The 21,535-nt window shown below is 71.3% G+C and carries 19 protein-coding genes and 1 tRNA gene; 7 read left to right on the top strand and 13 right to left on the bottom strand.

Annotated elements, in window-relative coordinates; translation table 11 throughout:
• Positions 1 to 18 precede the first annotated feature (18 nt).
• Positions 19 to 591 (bottom strand): hypothetical protein, encoded by a 573-nt coding sequence (locus ACFFXY_RS05685; protein ID WP_382346821.1) that lies wholly within the window; start codon positions 589 to 591, stop codon positions 19 to 21.
• Positions 592 to 749: 158 nt separating this feature from the next.
• Between ACFFXY_RS05685 and ACFFXY_RS05690 the strand changes: the two genes are divergently transcribed.
• The gene (locus ACFFXY_RS05690; protein ID WP_382346824.1) at positions 750 to 1,382 is read left to right on the top strand and encodes a hypothetical protein; all 633 of its coding nucleotides are present in this window, start codon (positions 750 to 752) and stop codon (positions 1,380 to 1,382) included.
• A 93-nt stretch (positions 1,383 to 1,475) separates the two neighbouring features.
• Here ACFFXY_RS05690 and folE read toward each other — a convergent pair whose 3' ends face one another.
• Both folE and ftsH read right to left on the bottom strand, forming a co-directional pair.
• Entirely contained in the window at positions 1,476 to 2,117 is a 642-nt protein-coding gene (folE, locus tag ACFFXY_RS05695) for a GTP cyclohydrolase I FolE (protein ID WP_382346827.1), read from the bottom strand.
• A 110-nt stretch (positions 2,118 to 2,227) separates the two neighbouring features.
• On the bottom strand, positions 2,228 to 4,207 hold the full coding sequence (ftsH, locus tag ACFFXY_RS05700) for an ATP-dependent zinc metalloprotease FtsH (RefSeq protein WP_382346830.1): 1,980 nt from the start codon (positions 4,205 to 4,207) through the stop codon (positions 2,228 to 2,230).
• A 292-nt stretch (positions 4,208 to 4,499) separates the two neighbouring features.
• On the opposite strand from ftsH, the gene hpt reads away from it, so the two are divergent.
• On the top strand, positions 4,500 to 5,114 hold the full coding sequence (gene hpt, locus ACFFXY_RS05705; protein WP_359950769.1) for a hypoxanthine phosphoribosyltransferase: 615 nt from the start codon (positions 4,500 to 4,502) through the stop codon (positions 5,112 to 5,114).
• Positions 5,115 to 5,582: 468 nt separating this feature from the next.
• On the opposite strand, the gene tilS is transcribed toward hpt, so the two are convergent.
• Together tilS and ACFFXY_RS05715 are read right to left on the bottom strand one after the other, a co-directional pair.
• Complete coding sequence (gene tilS / locus ACFFXY_RS05710; RefSeq protein WP_382346834.1) at positions 5,583 to 6,650, bottom strand: tRNA lysidine(34) synthetase TilS; 1,068 nt, start codon at positions 6,648 to 6,650, stop codon at positions 5,583 to 5,585.
• Positions 6,643 to 7,686 carry an Rv3626c family coenzyme F420 biosynthesis-associated protein gene (locus ACFFXY_RS05715; RefSeq protein WP_382346837.1) on the bottom strand — a complete coding sequence of 348 codons (1,044 nt, stop codon included), beginning with the start codon at positions 7,684 to 7,686 and terminating at the stop codon, positions 6,643 to 6,645. The genes tilS and ACFFXY_RS05715 overlap by 8 nt, the downstream gene beginning before the upstream one ends.
• Before the next feature lie 251 nt (positions 7,687 to 7,937).
• Here ACFFXY_RS05715 and ACFFXY_RS05720 point away from each other — a divergent pair, with 251 nt between their 5' ends.
• Positions 7,938 to 9,737, top strand: a complete 1,800-nt coding sequence (locus tag ACFFXY_RS05720) for a carbohydrate-binding module family 20 domain-containing protein (RefSeq protein ID WP_382346840.1) — start codon at positions 7,938 to 7,940, stop codon at positions 9,735 to 9,737.
• A 297-nt stretch (positions 9,738 to 10,034) separates the two neighbouring features.
• On the opposite strand, the gene dacB is transcribed toward ACFFXY_RS05720, so the two are convergent.
• Positions 10,035 to 11,486 (bottom strand): D-alanyl-D-alanine carboxypeptidase/D-alanyl-D-alanine endopeptidase, encoded by a 1,452-nt coding sequence (gene dacB, locus ACFFXY_RS05725; RefSeq protein ID WP_382346843.1) that lies wholly within the window; start codon positions 11,484 to 11,486, stop codon positions 10,035 to 10,037.
• A 54-nt stretch (positions 11,487 to 11,540) separates the two neighbouring features.
• Between dacB and ACFFXY_RS05730 the strand changes: the two genes are divergently transcribed.
• Positions 11,541 to 12,038 carry an inorganic diphosphatase gene (locus ACFFXY_RS05730; RefSeq protein ID WP_106364117.1) on the top strand — a complete coding sequence of 166 codons (498 nt, stop codon included), beginning with the start codon at positions 11,541 to 11,543 and terminating at the stop codon, positions 12,036 to 12,038.
• A 301-nt stretch (positions 12,039 to 12,339) separates the two neighbouring features.
• On the opposite strand, the gene ACFFXY_RS05735 is transcribed toward ACFFXY_RS05730, so the two are convergent.
• Entirely contained in the window at positions 12,340 to 13,083 is a 744-nt protein-coding gene (locus ACFFXY_RS05735; protein ID WP_382346847.1) for a YaaA family protein, read from the bottom strand.
• 429 nt (positions 13,084 to 13,512) lie between these two features.
• Here ACFFXY_RS05735 and ACFFXY_RS05740 point away from each other — a divergent pair.
• Positions 13,513 to 13,587, top strand: a tRNA-Lys gene (locus ACFFXY_RS05740).
• 285 nt (positions 13,588 to 13,872) lie between these two features.
• Positions 13,873 to 14,088: a hypothetical protein gene (locus ACFFXY_RS05745; RefSeq protein ID WP_382346850.1), complete on the top strand. Its 216-nt coding sequence runs from the start codon at positions 13,873 to 13,875 to the stop codon at positions 14,086 to 14,088.
• A 104-nt stretch (positions 14,089 to 14,192) separates the two neighbouring features.
• Here the strand turns inward: ACFFXY_RS05745 and ACFFXY_RS05750 are convergent, their stop codons facing one another.
• The 3 genes from ACFFXY_RS05750 to acs all read right to left on the bottom strand — a co-directional run bounded on the left by ACFFXY_RS05750 (position 14,193) and on the right by acs (position 18,435).
• On the bottom strand, positions 14,193 to 15,335 hold the full coding sequence (locus tag ACFFXY_RS05750) for an amidohydrolase (RefSeq protein ID WP_382346853.1): 1,143 nt from the start codon (positions 15,333 to 15,335) through the stop codon (positions 14,193 to 14,195).
• Positions 15,336 to 15,451: 116 nt separating this feature from the next.
• On the bottom strand, positions 15,452 to 16,372 hold the full coding sequence (locus tag ACFFXY_RS05755; RefSeq protein ID WP_106364114.1) for an alpha/beta fold hydrolase: 921 nt from the start codon (positions 16,370 to 16,372) through the stop codon (positions 15,452 to 15,454).
• A 104-nt stretch (positions 16,373 to 16,476) separates the two neighbouring features.
• Positions 16,477 to 18,435 carry an acetate--CoA ligase gene (acs, locus tag ACFFXY_RS05760; RefSeq protein WP_382346856.1) on the bottom strand — a complete coding sequence of 653 codons (1,959 nt, stop codon included), beginning with the start codon at positions 18,433 to 18,435 and terminating at the stop codon, positions 16,477 to 16,479.
• Between the two features lie 352 nt (positions 18,436 to 18,787).
• Between acs and ACFFXY_RS05765 the strand changes: the two genes are divergently transcribed.
• The gene (locus tag ACFFXY_RS05765) at positions 18,788 to 19,549 is read left to right on the top strand and encodes an oxidoreductase (protein ID WP_382346859.1); all 762 of its coding nucleotides are present in this window, start codon (positions 18,788 to 18,790) and stop codon (positions 19,547 to 19,549) included.
• A 101-nt stretch (positions 19,550 to 19,650) separates the two neighbouring features.
• On the opposite strand, the gene ACFFXY_RS05770 is transcribed toward ACFFXY_RS05765, so the two are convergent.
• From ACFFXY_RS05770 to mqnE, 3 genes are read right to left on the bottom strand one after another with little or no spacing between them, the layout of a single operon-like run.
• A complete protein-coding gene (locus ACFFXY_RS05770) occupies positions 19,651 to 19,890 on the bottom strand; it encodes a DUF4229 domain-containing protein (protein WP_382346862.1) in 240 nt (79 codons plus the stop codon).
• On the bottom strand, positions 19,887 to 20,294 hold the full coding sequence (locus tag ACFFXY_RS05775; RefSeq protein ID WP_382346865.1) for a hypothetical protein: 408 nt from the start codon (positions 20,292 to 20,294) through the stop codon (positions 19,887 to 19,889). Before ACFFXY_RS05775 ends, ACFFXY_RS05770 begins: the two co-directional genes overlap by 4 nt.
• A gap of 2 nt (positions 20,295 to 20,296) precedes the next feature.
• Complete coding sequence (mqnE, locus tag ACFFXY_RS05780; protein ID WP_382346868.1) at positions 20,297 to 21,472, bottom strand: aminofutalosine synthase MqnE; 1,176 nt, start codon at positions 21,470 to 21,472, stop codon at positions 20,297 to 20,299.
• Between the last annotated feature and the right edge of the window lie 63 nt (positions 21,473 to 21,535).

Here is a 21,535-nt window from a genome sequence, read left to right on the forward strand (position 1 = left end):
GCGGGGGCCGTCAGCGGCTCATTGCGTCCACAGGTGGTGGATGAACGCGTCCTGCGCCTTCGGGATCTGCCCGCTGCGCCGCCACCGGTACCAGGCGCGCTCCTCGACCACGCGCACGCAGAAGTCCCCGTCGGTCTCGAACGGCTCGGAGACGCACCGGAAGTCGTCGCGGAACACCCCGTCGGTCCAGTTCCACACGCGCCGCCCGATCAGGTTCGGCACGTCCGACGCCGGGTAGGGCCGGCGCACCGGGGGCGCGTCGGGGTCGGAGAGCCGCTCGATGAGGTACCCGGGCCGCGGGGCGCCCGTCCCGGGCTCGGGCCGCTGCACCCACACGTCCTCGGCGGGGACGAGGCTCGCGTACGCGTCGCCGTCGCCGTCCACGGCCCGGTAGTAGTCGGCCTCGGAGATCAGCGGCACCAGGAGCGTCCCGTCGCGCGTGACGGGGTCGTCGGCGCGGAGGTCGAACACCCACCCGCATCCGGGCGATCCGGTGAGGACCCGCGAGGAGTGGAGGTCGAACGCCCGCCCCGCGGGCACCGGGACCAGGGCCGGAGGCGGGTCCGGGACCGCGAATGAGCTGTCCGGCAAGCCCAAGGAACGCTCCTGACCTTCTGTGACAACTGCGCGCAAGGGGGACCGGAGAAAGCATAGGGGGTTGGCACACTCTGGGGATTCACGGCCCGGGGGCCGGTCGTAAAGTTCTTCTCACAAGCACCGAACACTTCAAGCACCTGAGGATGGAAGACATGAGCGAGTACGAAGAGCCCGCGGTCGAGGCGGACGCCACCGAGGACTACACCGCTGAGGAAGAGACCTCGTACACCGAGGACTACAGCTACGACGACACGTCGGTCTCGACGGTCGAGGAGACCTTCGACCTGGACGGCGACGGCTACGAGGACAACACGATCACCGCCGACGGCGTGACCCTGATCGACTCGGACGGCGACGGCGAGGCCGAGGGCGTGGCGACCGACTACGACGGCGACGGCGTCAGCGACGAGCTGATCCTCGACGCGGACGGCGACGGGACCCTGGAGTCCTACGCCTCCGACGCCGACGGCGACGGCTACATCGACACCTACGAGTCCGACACCGACGGCGACGGCTTCGTCGACCAGGTCTCGGTGGACTCCAACGGCGACGGCTACATCGACTCGGTCGCCACCGACACCAACGGCGACGGCTACACCGACGTCGTGGCCTCGGACACCAACGGCGACGGCTTCGTGGACGACATCTCGATCGACTCCGACGGCGACGGCGTGGCCGACGCGGTCCTGACCGACGAGAACCAGGACGCGTTCCTGGACACCGTCTACACCGAGACCACCCCCGAGGGCGACTCGTTCCAGTCCCAGACCGGGCAGGTCATCTAACAACCGGGTGCTTGAGACCGGACACCCCTGGCCTCAGTCCTTCCATACGCGAGGGCCGGATGCGACGCATCCGGCCCTTCGTCGCGTCCGGGTTCAGCCGCTGGTGCCGCGCAGCAGCGACATGGCCTCGGCGCGGGTGCGCGCGTCGGACTGGAGGGTCCCGCGGACCGCGGAGGTGATGGTGCTGGAGCCCTGCTTCCTGATGCCGCGCATGGACATGCAGGTGTGCTCGCACTCGACGACGACGATGACGCCGCTGGCTTCGAGGGACCGGTAGAGCTGGTCGGCGATCTGGCTGGTGAGCCGCTCTTGGACCTGGGGGCGCCGCGAGTACACCTCGACGAGGCGCGCGAGCTTGGACAGGCCCACGATCTGGCCGCTCGCGCCGGGGATGTACCCGACGTGGGCGACGCCGGTGAACGGCAGCAGGTGGTGCTCGCAGAACGACTGGACCTCGATCTCGCGGACGAGCACGAGCTCGTTGTGGTTCTCGTCGAAGGAGGTCTTGAGGACTTCGGCGGGGTCGACGCGGAGCCCGGCGAACAGCTCGGCGTAGGCGCGGGCGACGCGCCGGGGGGTCTCCTTGAGGCCGGGGCGGTCGGGGTCCTCGCCGATGGCGGCGAGGATCTCGCGGACGGCGCCCTCGATGCGGTCGAGGTCGACCGCGTCCTCGACGGGGCCGCCGTTGATTCTGCCGTCGATGAGCCGCGCGGCGAGGTTGTCGAGTTCAGCCATGGCGCAAGCTTACGTTTCCGCCCCGACAATCCGAGTGCGCTTCGTCACGGGCTGGAAACACGCGGGCCCGCCTACGCAGGTAGGCGGGCCCGGGAAATATTCGCTCCGTGTTACGGGAGGGGCGTCTGCCCCTCGGTGCCGGGGCCGACCTCGATGCCCTCTTCGGGGCCGTCGACCGGGCGGGACCCGTTCGGCGTGGAGACGGGCGGTTGGCCGAGCTTGCGCTTGTCGGTGCCGTTGAACGGGGACATGGGCGGGCGCTTGACGACGCGCGCCGCGATCCGCTCCAGGTCCTCCTGGTTCAGGGTCTCCTTCTCCAGGAGCTCGGTGACCATCTGGTCGAGGACGTCGCGGTACTCGGTGACGATCGCGTACGCCTCGTCGTGGGCGATCTCGATGAGGGCCCTGACCTCGGAGTCCACGAGGGCCGCGATCTCGTCGGAGTAGTCCTTCTGGTGCCCGTACTCGCGGCCGAGGAACGGCTCGGAGCCGCTGGAGCCGTACTTGACGGCGCCGAGCTTGGAGGACATGCCGTACTCGGTGACCATGGCGCGGGCGACCTTGGTGGCCTTCGAGATGTCGTCGGAGGCGCCGGTCGTCGGGTCGTGGTAGACGAGCTCCTCGGCGGCGCGGCCGCCGAGCGCGTACGCGAGCGTGTCGATCATCTCGGAGCGCGTCTGCGTGTACTTGTCCTCGGTCGGCAGGACGAGCGTGTGGCCGAGGCTGCGGCCGCGCGGCAGGATCGTGAGCTTGTGGACGGGCGCGGCGTGGGGGAGCGCGTGGGCGACCAGCGCGTGGCCCGACTCGTGGTAGGCGGTCATCTTCTTCTCGGCGTCGCCCATGACGCGGCCCTTGCGCTCGGGTCCGGCGATGACGCGGTCGATGGCCTCTTCGAGGGCGTCCGCGGAGATCGCCTTCTCGTTGTGGCGGGCGGTCAGCAGGGCCGCCTCGTTGATGACGTTCTCCAGGTCGGCGCCGGAGAAGCCCGGCGTGCGGCGCGCGATCGTCTCGAACTCGACGTTCGGGACGAACGGCTTGCCCTTGGCGTGGACGGCCAGGATCGCCTGGCGCCCTTCCTTGTCGGGGGCGTCGACGGGGATCTGGCGGTCGAAGCGGCCGGGGCGCAGGAGCGCCGGGTCGAGGATGTCGGGGCGGTTGGTCGCGGCGATGAGGATGACGCCGCCGCGCGTGTCGAACCCGTCCATCTCGACGAGGAGCTGGTTGAGGGTCTGCTCGCGCTCGTCGTGGCCGCCGCCCATGCCGGCGCCGCGGTGGCGGCCGACGGCGTCGATCTCGTCGACGAACACGATGGCGGGCGCGTTCTCCTTGGCCTGGGTGAACAGGTCGCGGACGCGGCTGGCGCCGACGCCGACGAACATCTCCACGAAGTCGGAGCCGGAGATGGAGTAGAACGGGACCCCGGCCTCGCCGGCGACGGCGCGCGCGAGGAGCGTCTTGCCGGTGCCGGGCGGGCCGAACAGGAGGACGCCCTTGGGGATCTTCGCGCCGAGCTCCTGGTACTTCTTCGGGTCTTCGAGGAAGTCCTTGATCTCGCGGAGCTCCTCGACGGCCTCGTCGGCGCCGGCCACGTCGTCGAACGTGGTCTTCGGGGTGTCCTTGGACACCATCTTCGCCTTCGACTTGCCGAAGTTGAGGACGCGCGAGCCGCCGCCCTGCATCTGCGACATGAAGAACAGCAGCAGCAGGACGATGAGGACGATCGGCAGGAGGCTGAGCAGGAAGCTCACGAACACGGAGGTCTCGTTGACCTCGGTGTCGAACTTGACGCCCGCGTCCTCCAGCTCGGTGGCGACGGTCTCCATCATCCCCGCGGGGAGGTAGGCCTCGACCTGGTCGCCGTTGGTGAGCGTCAACTGGACGAGCTGCTCCTTGTCGAGGAGGTTCGCCTCCTTGACGCTGCCGTCGTTGATGTCCTTGAGGACTTCGGAGGTGGTGGCCTCGTCGTAGTCGGAGCCGCCGGACCAGAAGCTGCCGATGAGGACCGCGATGAGGGCGATCAGCACGATCCATACGAGCGGCCTGCGGAAGAACCGCTTCCGCTCAGGTGTGGGTCTCCCGGCGTCGACCACTCGTTTCCTCCTGCTGCGTTCGTCGCGTATTCGAGCGGGGCCGCGGTCGTGCACGGCGCGACGGCCTCGCTGTGTGGCCTTGCTGGGTTTCCTTGGCCGCAAGGCTTTGACACCTCGAACGTACACGGTGTGAAGGATCGGCGTCCCGTAGCGTTCGCACCCCGAAGATGGCGCTTCGCGCCGGTCGCCGCCTTTTACCCGCCCCGCCGATAGTCCGTAATTAGTACCACGGGCGGCTTGACTTCGCCCACCCAAGCCTGCGGCGCGAGCGAACGGGTGGCACCCTTGTTGCATGACGTCGGAGTTGGTCAACGAGGTGCCGTCAGCCGCGGCGCAGGACGCGGTGTTCGATCCGGATGCGTGGTACGCCGGGCAGATCGAGCGCACCATCATCACCGAGGAGGAGCTCCGCGCGAAGGTCGCCGAGCTCGGCGAGCGGGTCTCGGCGGACTTCGCCGACACCACCGACGAGCTGCTGCTCGTGGGGGTCTTCAAGGGCGCGGTCATGTTCATGGCCGACTTCGCGCGGGCGCTGACGGTGCCGGTGAAGATGGAGTTCATGGCGCTGTCCTCGTACGGGAGCTCCACGACCTCCTCGGGCACGGTCCGCATCCTCAAGGACATCGACTCGGACGTGGCCGGGAAGCACATCCTCGTCGTCGAGGACATCATCGACTCGGGCCTGACCCTGTCGTGGCTGCTCAAGTACCTTGAGGGCCTGCGCCCGGCGTCGGTCTCGGTCGTCTCGATGCTCCGCAAGCCGGGCGTCCAGCGCGTCGACATCCCGGTCAAATACGTCGGCTTCGACATCCCCAACGAGTTCGTCGTCGGCTACGGCCTCGACTACGCCGAGCGCTACCGCGAACTCCCGTTCATCGGCGTCCTCAACCCCGAGGTCTACCAGTAGGGGAGCATCCCCACACCCAACCGTCCGAGGGCCCGCGCGAAGCGCGGGCCCTTTCTCTTTTGCGGGCCCGCTTCGCGCCGCGCCCGCCCCCGCGCTCCGAGCCTCCCCGCTTCCGGTTCGCCTCCCCGCCCCGTTTCGGTTCACTGGGAGTTCTCCCAGTTTCGCTATAAGCGGAAACCACCGGATCACATCCGGTCCGGAGGGCCCCGGAACTGTCGGACCCCCGCCGGAGGATCGCACCTATATCTCCCCTGGGCGGGTGGGGGCTGGGGATGGAAAGACGTCTACCCCACCCACCCGCCCTCCGGGCGGCGCACGTCCCGCCCCGCCCGCGCGCCCATGCGATGGCCGTGCGCAGGCGCCCGGCGGCGCGGGCCTCGGTGTGGCCGACGGCGTGCATACGCGCGGCGCGCGCAGGCGCGAGCCTCGGCTGCGATGGCCGTGCGCAGGCGCCCGGCGGCGCGGGCCTCAGTGTGGCTGACGGCGTGCATACGCGCGGCGCGCCCGCAGGCGCCCGTCCGCCCTCGTGATCTCGATGCCCCCGGGCAGGAACGCCGGGCCCTGCCCGCGCCACTGCGCGACGAGCGCGTCCACCGCGGCGAGGTGCCGGTGGTTCAGCTCCGCGCCGTCCACCCCCGACTCCAGGACCCACGCACGCAGCGCCCGCGTCCGCACCGGCCCCGGCAGCGCCGCGAGCCGCTTCGCGTCCAGCGCGCCGCCGCGGCCCGAGCCGCCATCCCGGCCGTCGCCGCCCTTCGCCTCGCCGCCGACCGGGCCGCCCTCGCCCGCCGCGTCCCCGTCCCGGCACTCGTCCAGCGCCGCCAGCGCGAGCGCGTCCAGGTAGTCCGTGTCCTCCCCGACCAGCGCCGCGGTCCGGGCGAGGTTCGCGACGAGTCCGTCGCCGAGGACCGCCACGAGCGAGTCGAGCGCGGGCCGCAGGGCCGAGCGCAGGAACCGGGGGTCCTCGTTGTGCGGGTCGGCCCAGGGCCGCAGGCCCCGTTCGGCGCACGCCGCATGCGTGTCGGCGCGCGCGATCCCCAGCAGGGGCCGCCGGTAGCGTCCGCGCACGGCCCGCATCCCGGCGATGCCGCGCGGCCCGGCGCCGCGCACGAGCGCCAGCAGCACGGTCTCGGCCTGATCGTCCCTGGTGTGCCCCAGCAGGACCGCCGCCGCGCCCCACCGCTCGGCGGCCGCGTCGAGCCCCGCGTACGGGGCCGCGCGGGCGGCCCCTTCGGGCCCGCCGTCCGCGCCGACCTCCACGCGCACGGCCTCGGCCGGGTCGAGCCCGGCCCCCCGCGCCCACGCCGCGACCGACGCGGCGCGCGCGTCGGAGCCGTCCTGGAGCCCGTGGTCGACGCTCACGAGCCCGGCGCGCAGCCCCATGCGCGGGGCGCAGAACGCGACGGTGTCGGCGAGCGCGAGCGAGTCGGGCCCGCCGGAGCAGGCGACGAGGACGAGCGATCCGGGCGGGAGGCCGTCGAGGCCGTCCCGGACGGCGGCGCGCAGGCGCGCCACCGCGGGCGGGAGCTTAGCCACGGGCTCCGAGGACGCGGGCGGTCCACAGCTCGGGGCGGTCGATCTCGGCCTCGGTGGGGAGGTTCGCGGGGGCGTCCCAGACGCGGTTGAACCCGTCGAGGCCGCGTTCGCCCACGACGTGGTCGACGAAGCGCCGCCCGGCCGCGTACTGGCGCATCTTCGCGTCGAGGCCGAGGAGCTGGCGCACGAACCGCTGCAACGTGGTCGGGTTGGTGCGGCGCCGGTCGAAGCGGCGGCGCAGGAGCGCGACGTGGTTGATGGAGGTGCGTCCGACGCCGTCCATGACGGCCTCGGCGTGCCCCTCCAGGAGCGTCATGAGCGCCTGGATCTGCGAGATCGCCTGGCGCTGTTCGGGACTGGTGACCGCGGTCATGACGTCGGCGCCGGAGCCCTGCGGCGGTTCGTCCTCGCGGGCGGAGGCGAGGGCGCGGCGCACGGCGAGCGCGAGGCCGGCCGCGGAGGACCGGTCGGGCTCGGCGGCGTCGAAGAACGTCTGGATGAGGCCCTCGAAGTGGCCGCGCATCCACGGGACGGCCGTGAACTGGGTGAGGTGCGCGGCCTCGTGGACGGCGATCCACAGGCGGAACTCGCGCGAGGGCAGGCGCAGGCGCCGTTCGACCTCGACGATGTTGGGGGCGACGAACAGGAGCCGCCCGGTGTCGGAGGAGAACGTCTCGAACTGGCCGAGGACCCGCGAGGACAGGAACGCGAGGACGGCCCCGGCCTGGACTCCGGTGAGCCGCGCGGCGGCGCTGGGGACGCCGGTCTCCTCCACGTCGGCGCCGAGGCCGGTGAGGAGGCGCCGGAACCCGGCGATGTTGATGCGGCTCCAGCGGATGCGGTCGACGACGTCCACGGGGGCCTGCGCGGCGGGGACGAGACCGGTGTAATCGGTGACCAGGTCGATCGCGGTGCGCGCGTGGCGGTGGAGGTCGGCGACGACGTCGAGGGCGCCTTCGGGGCTCATGCGCGGCCCGCCCTTGCTGAACGCCCGCGAGCACGACGCGGCGGTCCGCCAGTCGACTGACGGCAGCATCGGGTTTCCTGCGGGCGGCGCCATCGTCCAAGCCTATCCACAGCGCAGTCGTCTCGCCACCATCCCGCGCAAGCGGGTCCGAACCGGGCCAGTCCCGGCGAACCCGCCCCGGCCGCCCTGGCTCGCCGGACCCGGTGCTCACGAATTCAAATATCGAACGTCTTGAAAGTTTCGGGCTGCGGATGTTACGTTCTCTCCAAGCTCGCAACATCTTGCATAGATTGCGGGCAGGAATTGCACAGGGAGCAACAATGCCTCAATCCATCGCCAGGCGGATGCTCGCCGCCGCAGGCGGGGCCGCCCTCGCCGCGACCGCCGTGCTCGCCGCCGCCTACCCGCAGACCGCCCCCGACCCCACCGCCGACACCGCCGCCGACCTCGCCGCCGCGGCCGCCCTCGGCGGCGGCGACTCCATCCTCAACATGTTCGAGTGGACCTGGAACTCCATCGCCGCCGAATGCGACGGCGCCCTCGCCGACACCGGCTACACCTACGTCCAGACCTCCCCGCCCCAGGAGCACATCCTCGGCACCGACGCCTCCTCCGGCGAACAGGACGCCTGGTACATCCACTACCAGCCCGTCAGCTACGAGATCGAGTCCCGCCTCGGCACCCGCGCCGAATACGCGAACATGGTCGCCACCTGCGAGGCCAACGGCATCGGCGTCATCGCCGACGTCGTCATCAACCACATGGCCGCCGGGTCCGCCACCCAGACCCGCCACGGCTGGAACGGCAGCGAATACCGCCAGTTCTACTACCCCGACGCCGGATACGACGCCGACGACTTCCACAACACCGGCTCCAACTACTGCGAAATCACCGACTACACCAACCGCACCCAGGTCCAGGAGTGCCACCTCGTCGGCCTCAACGACCTGAACACCGGCTCCACCCACGTCCGCGAGACCATCGCCGCCTACCTCGACGACCTCATGAGCCTCGGCGTCGCCGGATTCCGCGTCGACGCCGCCAAGCACATCTCCGCCACCGACCTCGACGCCATCATGGACCTCGTCGACGGCGACCCCTACATCGTCCAGGAAGTCATCGGCGCCGCGGGCGAACCCATCACCGAGGCCGAGTACACCGGCATCGGCGACGTCCAGGAGTTCTCCTACTCCTACGACCTCAAGAACCACATCAACGGCTCCTCCGAGGCCCGCCACCTCACCACCCTCGGCACCTCCTGGGGCTACACCTCGCCCGCGGGCGTCTTCGTCGCCAACCACGACACCGAGCGCGGCTCGCTCACCATGAGCTACAAGAACGGCCAGGACTACCTCCTCGGCGAGGCCTTCATGCTCGCCTACCCGTTCGGCACCCCCGCCTCCTACACCGGCTACTCCTTCTCCGCCAACCACTCCGGCCCGCCCCTCAACGCGGACGGCTCCGTCGCCGACGTCAACTGCGGCGCCGACGCCTTCACCTGCATCCACCGCTCCCCGTACATGAGCGGCATGGCCGGATTCCGCGCCGCCACCGCGGGCGACGCCGTCGTCAACATCTGGGGCTCGGGCGACGCCCTCGCCTTCGGCCGCGGCGACTCCGGCCACGTCGTCATCAACGCCGGGACCTCCCCGATCACCCAGACGTTCACCACGTCGCTCCCCAACGGCTCCTACATCGACGTCATCTCCGGCTCGACCGTCACCGTCTCCGGCGGCGCCTTCACCGCCACCGTCGCCGCCAAGACCGCGCTGGCGATCTACGTCGGCAACGACTCGGGCGGCGGCAACGGCGGCGGCACCGGCGACTGCGTCGAGGTGAGCGCGTACGTGACCGGCACGAGCGTCGGCGACGAGGTCTACATCGTCGGCTCGATCCCGCAGCTCGGCAACTGGACCCCGATCGCCTCCGCCCACCTGTCGGGCACCGGCTACCCGTACTGGAAGGCCACTGTCGCGGTCCCGGCCGGCACATCGTTCCAGTACAAGTACGTGATCGTCCGGTCCAACGGCAGCCTCACGTGGGAGTCCATCGGCAACCGGTCGGCCACGGTCCCGAGCACCGGGTGCCTGGCCCTGAACCAGACCTGGAACACGGCCTGACCCCGCCCCCACCGACGGCTTTGGGGCCCCGGGCGCGAAGCGCCCGGGGCCCCTATGCCGTACTCCCGCAACGGTTCGGGCAGCGGCCCTCCCGCATTGCCGCCTTCCTGAAGGGCCCTTCAGGCGCCTTCAGCCCAGCTTCAGGCCCGGCGACCCATCATGGACGGGCCGCAGAAAGGAGGAGGCCGATGAAATAGAGCGAGCAGGCGACCGGCCATCGGCGGCCGACGCCCCGCAACGGGCAACCGACGACCGACACAACCGGTGACCAGAGACTGGTGACCGCGAGCCGACCGCCTAGCAGCCGCAGAGCGCGACGCCCGTCGCGATCCCGTCCAGCGCCGCCTCGACCGCCACCTCGCCGGAGGTCGCGCCGTTGCTGATGAGGGAGAAGATGAGCTGGCGTCCGTCAACGGTGGTCAGCGTCCCGGTCAGGGAGCTCACGCCGGTGAGCGTGCCGGTCTTGGCCCGCACGACGCCCTTGCCTTCCTCGGCCGAGCCGAACCGGTCGTGGAGCGTCCCGGAGTACCCGGCGACCGGCAGGGACCCGAAGACCGCCGACGACCCGGACCCGGCAGCGCCGAGCAGCAGCTGCGTGAACCCGTTCGCGGTCATGCGGTTGGTGGGGGACAGGCCCGAGCCGTCGTAGAACACCAGCCCGGTGTTGTCGACGCCCAGGCCCTCCAGGGTCGCCAGGTGCACCGAGGACATCGCCGCCCAGGTCATCTCGCCCTCGACGACCAGCGCCGTCTGGAGCGACACCGCGTCGGCGAGCAGGTTGTCCGAGGTCAGGATGAGCTCGTCGACCAGCGCCGCGAGCGGCGCCGAGTAGACCACGGCCAGCTCGGCCGCGCCCGCCTCGGCGGTCCCGTCGGCCACCGTGGCGGCGCCGAGGAGGTCCGCGAACTGCTCGGCCGCGACCTGCGCCGGGTCGGGGTAGTGCTGCGCGTACTTCTGGGTGTTGTCCACGCGGCCGCCGTCGACCATGAACGGCGCCATCGGCGCGGTCGCGGTCTCCAGGTCCGTGGTCGGCACGCCCTCGGCCTTCGGGTTGTCGGTGAACACGCTCGTGTCCAGGTACACCGTGGCCGGGGCGGTGCCGCCGCGCGCCTCCAGCACCAGGTCGGCGAGCTCCTGGAGGCTCGCGCCGTCGGCGTACTCGGTGTAGTAGCCCTCGCCGTCGACGGTCAGCGTCACGTCGCCGCCCGCGACGAGCACGACGCTGTCCTCGGTCGGGCCCTCGACCACGGTGGTCGGGATGCGGTACTCGGCGCCGAGGTGCTCCAGGGCCGCGACGGCCGTGACCACCTTCATCGACGACGCGGGCGCGAGCGGCGTCGTGCCCTCCTGCTCGAACAGGACCTCGCCGGTGAGCGCGTCGGCGAACGACGCCGACAGGCTCCCGTTCAGGCCCGCGTCCGCGAGCAGCGCCGGGAGCACCGACTGGAGGTCCGGCACCGGCGCGTCGGCGTTCGTCGAGGCCAGCACCGGTGCCACCGCGGCAGGCGGGTACGCCTCGGGCGTGGTGAACGTTCCGGTTCGCGGAGCGGCGACCGCCGAGATCTGCCACAACAGGCCGCCGGCGGCGGCTACGGTGACCAGGACCGCCAGCGCCGCGAGCACGCCGGTCAGGACCCGGCGGCGCCGCCGCGGTCCCTGCTTCTGGGGCCGCGCCGGAGCGGGCGCGGCGGGCCGGGCGTGTGGCGTACTACTCGCGACCTTGGGGTCGGCGTTGTCGCTGAGGGACATGCACAGAGACTAAGCCATGGAGACACTGCACAGGAGCCTGGAGGAGGTCGGCCGATGGAGTTCGACGTGACCGTCGAGATCCCCAAGGGGAGCGCCAACAAGTACGAGATCGACCACGAGACCGGTCGCATCCGCCTGGACCGGACGCTGTTCACCGCCACGGTGTACCCGGCCGACTACGGTTTCATCGACGACACCCTGGGCCAGGACGGCGACCCGCTGGACGCGCTGGTGCTCGTCGAGCCCACGTTCCCCGGCTGCGTGATCCGCGCCCGCGCGATCGGCATGTTCCGCATGCGCGACGAGAAGGGCGTGGACGACAAGGTCCTCTGCGTCCCCGCCGAGGACCCGCGCAAGGACCGCTTCAAGGACATCGCCGACGTCCCCGAGTTCGACCGCCTGGAGATCCAGCACTTCTTCACGGTCTACAAGGACCTCGAACCCGGCAAGAGCGTCGAAGGCGCCACCTGGACCGGCCGCGCCGAGGCCGAAGAAGAGGTCCGCCGCTCCTTCGACCGCGCGAAGGCCGCCGGATACCACTCCAACCACTAGACGGACGCACCGAAGGGGCGGCCCGGGCTCTCGCCCGGACCGCCCCTTCCGTCATCTTCAGCTCCCCTTCAGCAACCCCGACGCACCATCGGCACCGGGGGCCCTGCTTACTACACCCGAGGGTAGGTCGCGACCCTCTTCAGCCGCCCTTCAGCTACCCGCGGGCACCCTTGACGCAGGGGGTCCCGCTTACTACACCCGAGGGTAAGTCGGGTCCGTCTTCAGCGGGGCTTCAGGTGCTCGCGGGCATCATCGGCACCGGGGGTGCTGGTTACTACACGCGAGGGTAGCTTTCGGCCGGTCAGGCGCCGACGATGTCCAGGAGCCAGGGCTTGGAGCGGGTGGCGGGTTCGGAGAGTTCGACCTTCCAGCCCTGGCCGGCGAGGAAGTCGCCGAGTTCGGCCGCGGACTCGGGGCGGGCGCCGCCGGCGAGGAGGGCCCGGGCGACCTCGCCGCGGGTGGCCTTCGCCATGTGGGTGACGACGCTGCGCCGCCCGTCGGCGTCCTCTTTGAACACGCGCACGGACACGCCGCGGTCCTTGGGGCCCCACACCTGCGCGTACGCGCCGGAGCGGAGGTCGACCACGAGCTCGTCGCGCGCGCCGAGCACCTCGGCGACGGCCGGGCGCCACAGCTTCGCGAGGGTCTCGGTCCCGGGGAGCTTCGCGCTCATCGGCATCCGGTACGGCGGCACCCGGTCGGAGGGCCGCAGCAGCCCCCACAGCGGCGACGCGATGAGGACCTGCTCGCCGTCGGGCAGGTCGCCGAGGCCGAGCCGGTCGTAGAGGACGCCGTTGTAGAGCTCCCAGGCCGCGAGGGTCGGGGCGCTGCGGAGCGTGCGGTTGGCCTGGACGTAATGCCGCTGCGTCGCAGGGAGTTTCAGGGTCCGCACGGCCGTCTCCTCGTCGGCGCACAGCTCGACGAGCCGGTCGACCAGGAGTTCGCGGATGGGGTTCAGCGCCGGTGAGGAGAGTCGCCCGAGGTCGAGGGACGGACCGTCGCCTTGGACGGCCTTCCCCTCTGACGGCGGCAGCAGTATGAGCACAGCAGGCGAGTCTACCGGCCCGTTCGCCTGGTGCCGTCGGGGCCGCACCCGCGCGGCGGGCCTCCCGGGTTTTCACCCGACCGGGGGTGCACGGGCGGGCGGCGATCCGCTATAGTACATATGTTCGATTCCAGCGGGAGCGGGCCCGCCCCCACCGAGGGCCACGTGTGACGCCGGGTCGAATAGGCGCGGCGGCGGTTCTCCGCGACTGCCGCCGCGCCGTCCAGCGGCGGCGCCGAGCCCACACCGCCCGCCGCGGGTTCCACCGCCACCGGCCCGGCGGTGGAGCTTGCCCGGAAGCCGCCCGGACCCGGTCCGCGAGCCGCTTCCGCCATCCTGCCCGGCCCCTCCGACATTCCGAGTGCCCCAGGCCATCCGGACCCCGCCACCTGCGCCCCGTCCTCCCGGATGCGGTAAGGTCCCCGGCAAGGGCCTCTAGCTCAATGGCAGAGCTGCGGACTTTTAATCCGTAGGTTCTCGGTTCGAGTCCGAGGGGGCCCACCATCTTGGACGGTGCGGGCGGTCGGCTCGCACCTTTTTCCTTGCCCCGGGCGAGCGGCCCCGGGTAGAGGGCCGGTCGCCCGCCGGAACCCCGTGGAGTGTGACCGGGGGCATGATCGGCACCTTGGTGTTCACGAGGCTTGCCCGAGGGTTTGCTGGGGCGTAATGAGCCGGTGACACCGGACGGGCAGAGTTGTCGGCGAGGCCCCGGGGGACCGCGATCCGGTCGGGCCTCACGCCGCACCGGCGCGGCACGCGAACCTGCATCACCGCCCGGAAGGAAACACCATGGACCACTACGCGATTCTCGCGCTCCCGATGCTGAAGACCGAGGCCATGTCGGCACTGCCCGACGCACCCGTGGTCGAGGACCGTCCCACACTGCTCGACCGCATCGTCGGGGGCTTCGCCGCCGCCCGGCACGGGTTCATCGCCCGCGACCTGCGCGTCCGCGGCGAGTTCGCGACGCTCCCGTCGCGCGCCGACGTCCGCCGCGCCGCCTAGGGGAGACCCGGGGCGAGCTCGGGGCGATTCCCGAGCGGAGTGCGCCGGAGCGAAGTACCGCAAAGGCCCGGAAGGCATCGCCTTCCGGGCCTCTCTCTGTCGTCTCAGTTGACCTGCACGCCGTCGATGTACGCGCGCTCCACCGTCGAGTAGTAGTCGAGCGGGTCGCCCGACCACACGCAGAAGTCGGCGTCCTTGCCCGCCTCAAGGGAGCCGAGCCGGTCGGACACGCCGAGGACCTCGGCGGGGTTGATCGTCACGGACCGCAGCGCGGTCTCGCGGTCCAGGCCCGCCTTGACGCACTCCATGACCTGCACGATGAGGTACTGGATCGGCACCACCGGGTGGTCGGTCATGATGACGAGCTTGACGCCCGCCTCGGCCATCCTCACGGCGTTGGCGGGGAACCGCTTCGCGGTCTCGACCTTCGCGCGCGCCGTCAGCAGCGGCCCGAACAGGACCGGGATGCCCTTCTCGGCGATGACGTCGGCGAGCAGGTGCGCCTCGGTCCCGTGGTCGAGGACCAGGTCGTACCCGAACTCGTCGGCGACGCGGATCGCCGTGGCGATGTCGTCGGCGCGGTGGCAGTGCTGGCGCCAGGGGATCTCGCGGTCGAGGACCTTCACGAGGTTCTCCAGCTTCAGGTCCCGGTCGGGGTCCTCGGCGGCGCGGTGCTTCTCGGCGGCGACGAACGCCGACCGGAGCACGCCCGCGGTCCCCATGCGGGTCTTGGGGGTCTGGCCCTTGTCGCCGTACACGCGCTTGGGGTTCTCGCCGAGCGCCGACTTGATCCCGGCGGGGGAGCGGACCACGAGGTCGTCCACGCGGCGGCTCCCGGCGGTCTTGACGGCGACGCACTCGCCGCCGATGACGTTCCCGGACCCGGGGTTGACGCACGCGGTGAGCACGCCGCCCGCGAGCGCGTCGGCGAAGCCGGGCTCGGCGGGGTTGATGCCGTCGAGGGCCCGCACGTGCGCGGTGTTCGGGTCGGTCATCTCGTTGGTGTCGTCGCCCGCCCAGCCCTCGCCGGTCTCGTGGACGCCGAGGTGGGTGTGGGCGTCGATGAGGCCCGGGACGATCCACTTGCCGGTCGCGTCGATCACCTCGGCGCCCGCGGGGACCGCGAGGCCGGGGCCGCCGACGGCGCTGATGCGGCCGTCCTCGACGATGATGACGCCCTGCTCGATCGGAGCCGACGTGATGGGGACGATCGTCGCGCCGGTGAGCGCGTACGCGGCATGGGACATGGACCCGCCTTCGGATTCGACAGCAGCTTGCCGCCCAATCCTGCCGCACGAACTAGCCGAGCGGCTAATTGTTGACCGTATTGTGACCGGCGCTCACCTGGAGCGGCGACCGCGGCTCACGACGCCCACCGGATGATCTCCTTCGTCACCGTCTCCGGCGCCTCCTGCTGCGGGAAGTGCCCCACCCCGTCGAGGAGCTTCCACTCGTACCGCCCGTGCACGTACCGCCCCGAGCCCTGCGCCGTCCGCGGCAGCACGCACGTGTCGAGCGCGCCGTGCAGCTGGAGCACCGGCACCGGCGTCGGCCGCTGGAGCAGCTTCACGAACCGCCGCCCCGCCAGCCCCACCGACGTGCGGAACGGCCACCGGAACGCCTCCAGGGCGCAGAACGCGGCCTGCGGGATCTGGATGACGTCCCGGCACGCGCGCACGTACTCCTGGAAGTCCCGCGTCCCGCGCCAGCCCGGCCCTGACCACGCGTACATCAGGTCCGCGACCTTCCTTGCGTCCCAAGCGGTCAGCTTGTGCTCGTAGCGGGGCATCTGGAACGCGAACAGGTGCCGCGAGGCCGAGAGCTGCCCCTTCGGGTCCACCGCGAGCGCCGCCCGCTGGCGCAGCGGGTGCGCCGCGCCGAGGACCACGAGGGACTTGAACTGCCTGGGGTGGAACGCGGCCGCCGCGAACGCGAGGATGCCGCCGAGGTCGTGCCCGACGACCGTGGCCTCGCGCTCGCCGAGGGCCCGGACGAGCCCGACGACGTCGGCGGCCATCGTGTACGCGTCGTAGCCCTTCGGCGGCTTGTCGGAGGCGCCGTAGCCGCGCAGGTCGGCGGCGACGACGCGGAAGCCCGCGTCGGCGAGCGCGGGCATCTGGTGGCGCCACGCCCACCAGAACTCGGGGAAGCCGTGCAGGAGCAGGATGAGGGGGCCTTCTCCGGCCTCGGCCACGTGGAAGCGCGAGCCGTTGGCGTCGACTTGCCGGTGGGTCCAGGGGCCCTGCTTCAGGGCGGCGCTGTCGGCGAAGGTCTTGCGGGTCACGCGGACAGCGTACGAGGTGACGGTGAGGTCACGGCGGGCCGCCGGGCGCGCGGTGGCCCGGATCGTAGATCCTATTTCCTATAGGATCTACGATCCGGGGCGCCTCAGTCTTCCTTGCCGCCTTGCAGCCCCGTCTTGATGCGGCTCATGACGGTGTTGTCGGCGAGGGTCGTGACGTCGCCGATCTCGCGGTCCTCGGCGATGTCGCGCAGGAGCCGCCGCATGATCTTGCCCGAGCGGGTCTTTGGCAGCTCGGCCACGATGATGACCTGGCGCGGCTTCGCGATGGCGCCCAACGTCTTCGCGACGTGCGCGCGCAGCTCCGCGAGGTGCTCGGGGCTCGACTCGGACTGCCCGCGCAGGATCACGAACGCGACGATGCCCTGCCCCGTCACCGGGTCCGACGCCCCCACGACCGCCGCCTCCGCGACCGTCGCGTGGCTCACGAGCGCCGACTCCACCTCAGTGGTGGAGATGTTGTGCCCGCTGACCAGCATGATGTCGTCGACGCGGCCGAGGAGCCACAGGTCCCCGTCGTCGTCCTTCTTCGCGCCGTCCCCGGCGAAGTACATGCCGTCGAAGTGCGCCCAGTACGTGTCGAGGAACCGCTGGTCGTCGCCCCAGATCGTGCGGAGCATCGACGGCCACGGCTCGCGGATCACCAGGAACCCGCCGCCGCCGTCCGGCACCGACTCGCCCTGCTCGTCGACCACGTCGACGCTGATCCCCGGGAGCGGCCGCTGCGCCGAGCCCGGCTTCGTGGACGTCACGCCCGGCAGCGGCGACACCATGATCGCGCCGGTCTCCGTCTGCCACCACGTGTCCACCACGGGCGTGTTCCCGCCGCCGATGTGCTCGCGGTACCAGACCCACGCCTCGGGGTTGATCGGCTCGCCGACCGACCCGAGGACCCGCAGGCTCGACAGGTCGTACTGCGCGGGGACGTCGTCGCCCCACTTCATGAACGTGCGGATCGCCGTCGGCGCCGTGTACAGGATCGTCACCCCGTACTTCTGGACGATCTCCCAGAACCGGCCGGTGTGCGGCGTGTCCGGGGTGCCCTCGTACATGACCTGCGTGGCGCCGTTCGACATGGGCCCGTAGACGATGTACGAGTGCCCGGTGACCCAGCCGATGTCGGCGGTGCACCAGTACACGTCCGTCTCCGGCTTCAGGTCGAACACCGCGTGGTGCGTGAACGACGCCTGCGTCAGGTACCCGCCCGAGGTGTGCAGGATGCCCTTGGGCTTGCCCGTCGTCCCCGACGTGTACAGGATGAACAGCGGGTGCTCCGCGTCGAACGGCTGCGCCTCATGCTCATTGGAGGCCCCGCCGACGGCGTCCTCCCACTTGACGTCGCGCTCGTTCCACGCGACCTCCTGCCCGGTGCGGGTCACCACGAGGACCTGCTCCACCGACGGGCACGACTCCAGCGCCTCGTCCACGGTCGGCTTGAGCGCGAACGCCTTGCCCTTGCGGAACCCGCCGTCGGCGCAGATCACGAGCTTCGCGCCCGCGTCGTCGATGCGGCTCGACAGCGCGTTCGCGCTGAACCCGCCGAACACCACCGAGTGCGGGGCGCCGATGCGCGCGCACGCGAGCATCGCCACCGCGGCCTCGGGGATCATCGGCATGTAGATGACGACTCGGTCGCCCGCGCCCACACCGAGATCAGTGAGCGCGTTCGCGGCCCGCTTGACCTCGTCGAGCAGCTCCGCGTACGTGACCGCGCGCGTGTCGCCCGGCTCGCCCTCGAAGTGGATCGCGACCCGGTCCCCGAGCCCGTTGGCCACGTGCCGGTCGAGGCAGTTGGCGGAGACGTTCAGCTCCCCGCCGGTGAACCACTTCGCGAACGGCGGGTTGTCCCAGTCGAGGACCCGGTCCCAGTCCTTCGCCCAGTCGAGCCGGCGGGCCTGGGCCTCCCAGAACGCGAGGCGGTCGGCGGCGGCTTCGTCGTAGGCGGCCGCCGTGACGTTCGCCGCCTGGGTGAACTCGGGGGACGGCGGGAAGGTCCGGTCCTCCGACAGGAGATTGGCAAGCGTCTCTTGCGGGGTATCTGCCACTGGTATTGGCTCCTTACAGATCTACGCGCCTGTGCGCGACTGTGAGGCGGGTCTATGTCCGGTAACACTACCGCGAACAGGGCGACACGGAACGTGCCCCTGAGGCGCCACCGGCATCTGGGACCTGCCGTCGCCGAACGGCCCGCGGGCGGGCGTCCGGCGGCCGCCGAGCGGTCGGGGCGCCCGCCCGCTCCCCGCCTGTGTTCCCTCGACTCGGGGACCCTTGCGCGCCGATTCGCCGGGTATCGTCGGAGCGGTGTCGACCCGCGAAGTCCGATACTGTTCTGTGACTGCCCTCTAGCCCGCCCGGTGCGCCGTTTGCGTGCTCCGCACTAAAGGTAAGGTTCCGCCCGTGGATCCTCTCGCGCCTCTCCTCGAACTCTCCGAGGTCGCCGACGCCCTTGAGAATGCCCGAGCCGGCGTCGACCGCATGCTCTGGCACGAGGCCCTGCGCGGCGGCGAGGAGGGCGAGGCCCTCGTCGAAGCGGAGGTCGCACTGCACTCGGCGTCCGCGACGCTCGCCCTCGACGGGTACGACTGCGACGTGGAGCGCCTGCGCGCCGGGGACTTCGACGACCCGGTCGTCTCCGGGGTCCTCGCCGTCACCGACGCCCTCCCCTCCCTCGCCGGCGTCTGGCCCGTCTCGCCCCGGTACGTCCTCGCGAAGCTCCACCTGCTCGCCACCCGCGACCTCCCCGACGCCGGCGTCGAGTTCGAGCCCGGCCGCATCGAGGTCGACGAGTCCGGCTCGGCGCGCATCAACGCCCTCTGCGCCCTGGTCACCAACCCCACCAAGGAGATCCCCGCCGCGATGGCCGCCGCCGTCGTCCACGGCGAGCTCCTGTCCGTGCGCCCGTTCCCCGTGGCCAACAACGTGGTCGCCCGCGCGGCGGCCCGCCTCGCGCTGGCCAGCAAGGGACTCGACCCGAAGCTGCTCATCACCGTGGACGCCGGGCACCTGGAGCGCCAGCCCGAGTACGTGGGCGCGCAGCGCGCCTGGTCGACCGGGACGCCCGACGGGGTCCGGTCCTGGCTCAAGCACTACGGCAAGGCCCTCGAGGCCGGGGCGGGCGAGACGCTCCAGATCTGCTCGGAGCTGATGAAGGACGCGTAAGGCCGGGCACGGCCCCGCAGGGACCCGCAAGGACGGCTTGCAAGGACGCGGAAGGCGCCTTATGAGGTGAGTCCCTCACCCCATAAGGCGCCCTGAGTCCCTTACTCTCCCGCGAGTTCGGCGCGCAGCCGCTCCTTCTCCTCGCGGCGGCGCTTGACGCCCGCGTCGATGTGCTCGATCATCGCCTCGCGCTGCCTGCGCAGCAGCACGAAGCCGAGGACCATCGACACGAGCAGGCCCGCGGCGACCGCGAGCAGCGCGTTGATGAAGAACATCAAGGGGATCGCGACGACGGCGACGAGCGCCACGCGTGCGAGGTAGAACTTGGCGACCGGGTTCATGCGGGCCGCTCCTCTCCGAAGGTGCGGACCCCTGCGTACCACAGGGGCGCGTAGACGAGTGCTGCGGTGAGTCCGGCGAGGCCGCCGGCGAGCATCGGCGGCCACGTCGGGGGCAGGAGCACCCCGACGGCGAGCCCGGCCCCGATCCCGAGGACCACGCCGACGAGCATGACGCCCCAGCGGGCCGCGCCGCCGTAGCGCCGGAACTGCTCGCTGTACGCCCACACGGTCGGCAGCGCGGCGATCCACCCGGAGGTCTCGCCGAACGGCCGCCCGCTGGGGAACACGAACAGCAGGTCGATGACGGCGAGGACGACCGCGCCCATCACGAAGTACGCGAGCGCGGTCCCCACGAGCTGGCCGAGCGTCCCGGCCGCCTTGGACTCCTCCGGTTTCGCCTGCACCGCTAGAACTTCACGGACTGCGGTTCGGCCCGGCGCTCCGCGATCGACTGGGGCCCTTCGTACTCGCGCACCACGTCGTAGCGGGTGTTGCGCTCGACGGGCTGGAAGCCGGCGTCGCGGATGAGTTCCAGGAGGTCGTCGCGGGTCATCTTGTCGGGCGTGCCGTACTCGTCGGCGTCGTGGGTGATCTTGTACTCCACGACCGAGCCGTCGAGGTCGTCGGCGCCGAACGACAGCGAGAGCTGCGCGACGTCGAGGCCGTGCATGACCCAGAAGCACTTGACGTGGTCGAAGTTGTCGAGCAGGAGCCGCGAGACCGCGAAGACCTTGAGCGACTCGGCCGGGCTCGCCATCGTGGTGCGCGCCTGGAGCCGGTTGCGGATCTTCCCGTCCTTGGAGTCGTGGAAGTCGTGCTGGTAGCGCAGGGGGATGAACACGGCGAAGCCGCCGGTCTCGTCCTGGAGCTCGCGCAGGCGCAGCACGTGGTCGACGCGGTGGCGAGGCTCCTCGATGTGGCCGTACAGCATGGTCGCGGGGGTGCGCAGGCCCTTGGCGTGGGCGAGGCGGTGGATGCGCGACCAGTCCTCCCAGTGGCAGTCGTGGTCGACGATGTGCTGGCGGATCTCCCAGTCGAAGATCTCGGCCCCGCCGCCGGTGAGCGACTCCAGGCCCGCCTCGATGAGCTCGTCGAGGATCTCGTCGGCGCCCAGGCCGGAGATCTTCTCGAACCACTGGACCTCGGTGGCGGTGAACGCCTTCAGGTTCACCTCGGGGAGGGTCTCCTTGAGCGCCTTGAGGACCCGCGGGTAGTAGCGCCACGGGAGGGTCGGGTGGAGGCCGTTGACGATGTGCAGCTCGGTGGGGGCGTCGCCCTTCATCTGCTCGGCGAGGGCCACGGCCTGCTCGACGCGCATCGTGTACGCGTCGGTCTCGCCGGGCTTGCGCTGGAACGAGCAGTACGCGCAGGACGCGGAGCACACGTTGGTGAGGTTGAGGTGGCGGTTGACGTTGAACATGGTCCGGTCGCCGTTCTTGGCGGTGCGGACCCCGTGCGCGAGGCGGCCGAGCCAGGCGAGGTCGTCGACCTCGTACAGCCCGACGCCGTCCTCGAAGCTCAACCGCTCGCCCGCGGCGAGCTTCTCCTCGATCCCGGCCTTGAACCTGGCGGTGTCGTCCATGGCGCTCCCAACGTTGTCGCGTTCGGTGCCAGCGTAGCCCCGCGGACACGCGGCGGCCGCCGC

Origin of the sequence: Glycomyces mayteni (assembly GCF_042428885.1) — a bacterium.
Taxonomy (GTDB): domain Bacteria; phylum Actinomycetota; class Actinomycetes; order Mycobacteriales; family Micromonosporaceae; genus Glycomyces; species Glycomyces mayteni.

Coding starts and splice junctions, on each gene's coding strand:
- ACFFXY_RS05690 (WP_382346824.1), top strand. CDS start 750: ATGAGCGAGTACGAAGAGCCCGCGGTCGAGGCGGACGCCACCGAGGAC.
- folE (WP_382346827.1), bottom strand. CDS start 2,117: ATGGCTGAACTCGACAACCTCGCCGCGCGGCTCATCGACGGCAGAATC.
- hpt (WP_359950769.1), top strand. CDS start 4,500: ATGACGTCGGAGTTGGTCAACGAGGTGCCGTCAGCCGCGGCGCAGGAC.
- ACFFXY_RS05715 (WP_382346837.1), bottom strand. CDS start 7,686: ATGCTGCCGTCAGTCGACTGGCGGACCGCCGCGTCGTGCTCGCGGGCG.
- ACFFXY_RS05720 (WP_382346840.1), top strand. CDS start 7,938: ATGCCTCAATCCATCGCCAGGCGGATGCTCGCCGCCGCAGGCGGGGCC.
- dacB (WP_382346843.1), bottom strand. CDS start 11,486: ATGTCCCTCAGCGACAACGCCGACCCCAAGGTCGCGAGTAGTACGCCA.
- ACFFXY_RS05730 (WP_106364117.1), top strand. CDS start 11,541: ATGGAGTTCGACGTGACCGTCGAGATCCCCAAGGGGAGCGCCAACAAG.
- ACFFXY_RS05745 (WP_382346850.1), top strand. CDS start 13,873: ATGGACCACTACGCGATTCTCGCGCTCCCGATGCTGAAGACCGAGGCC.
- ACFFXY_RS05750 (WP_382346853.1), bottom strand. CDS start 15,335: ATGTCCCATGCCGCGTACGCGCTCACCGGCGCGACGATCGTCCCCATC.
- ACFFXY_RS05770 (WP_382346862.1), bottom strand. CDS start 19,890: ATGAACCCGGTCGCCAAGTTCTACCTCGCACGCGTGGCGCTCGTCGCC.
- mqnE (WP_382346868.1), bottom strand. CDS start 21,472: ATGGACGACACCGCCAGGTTCAAGGCCGGGATCGAGGAGAAGCTCGCC.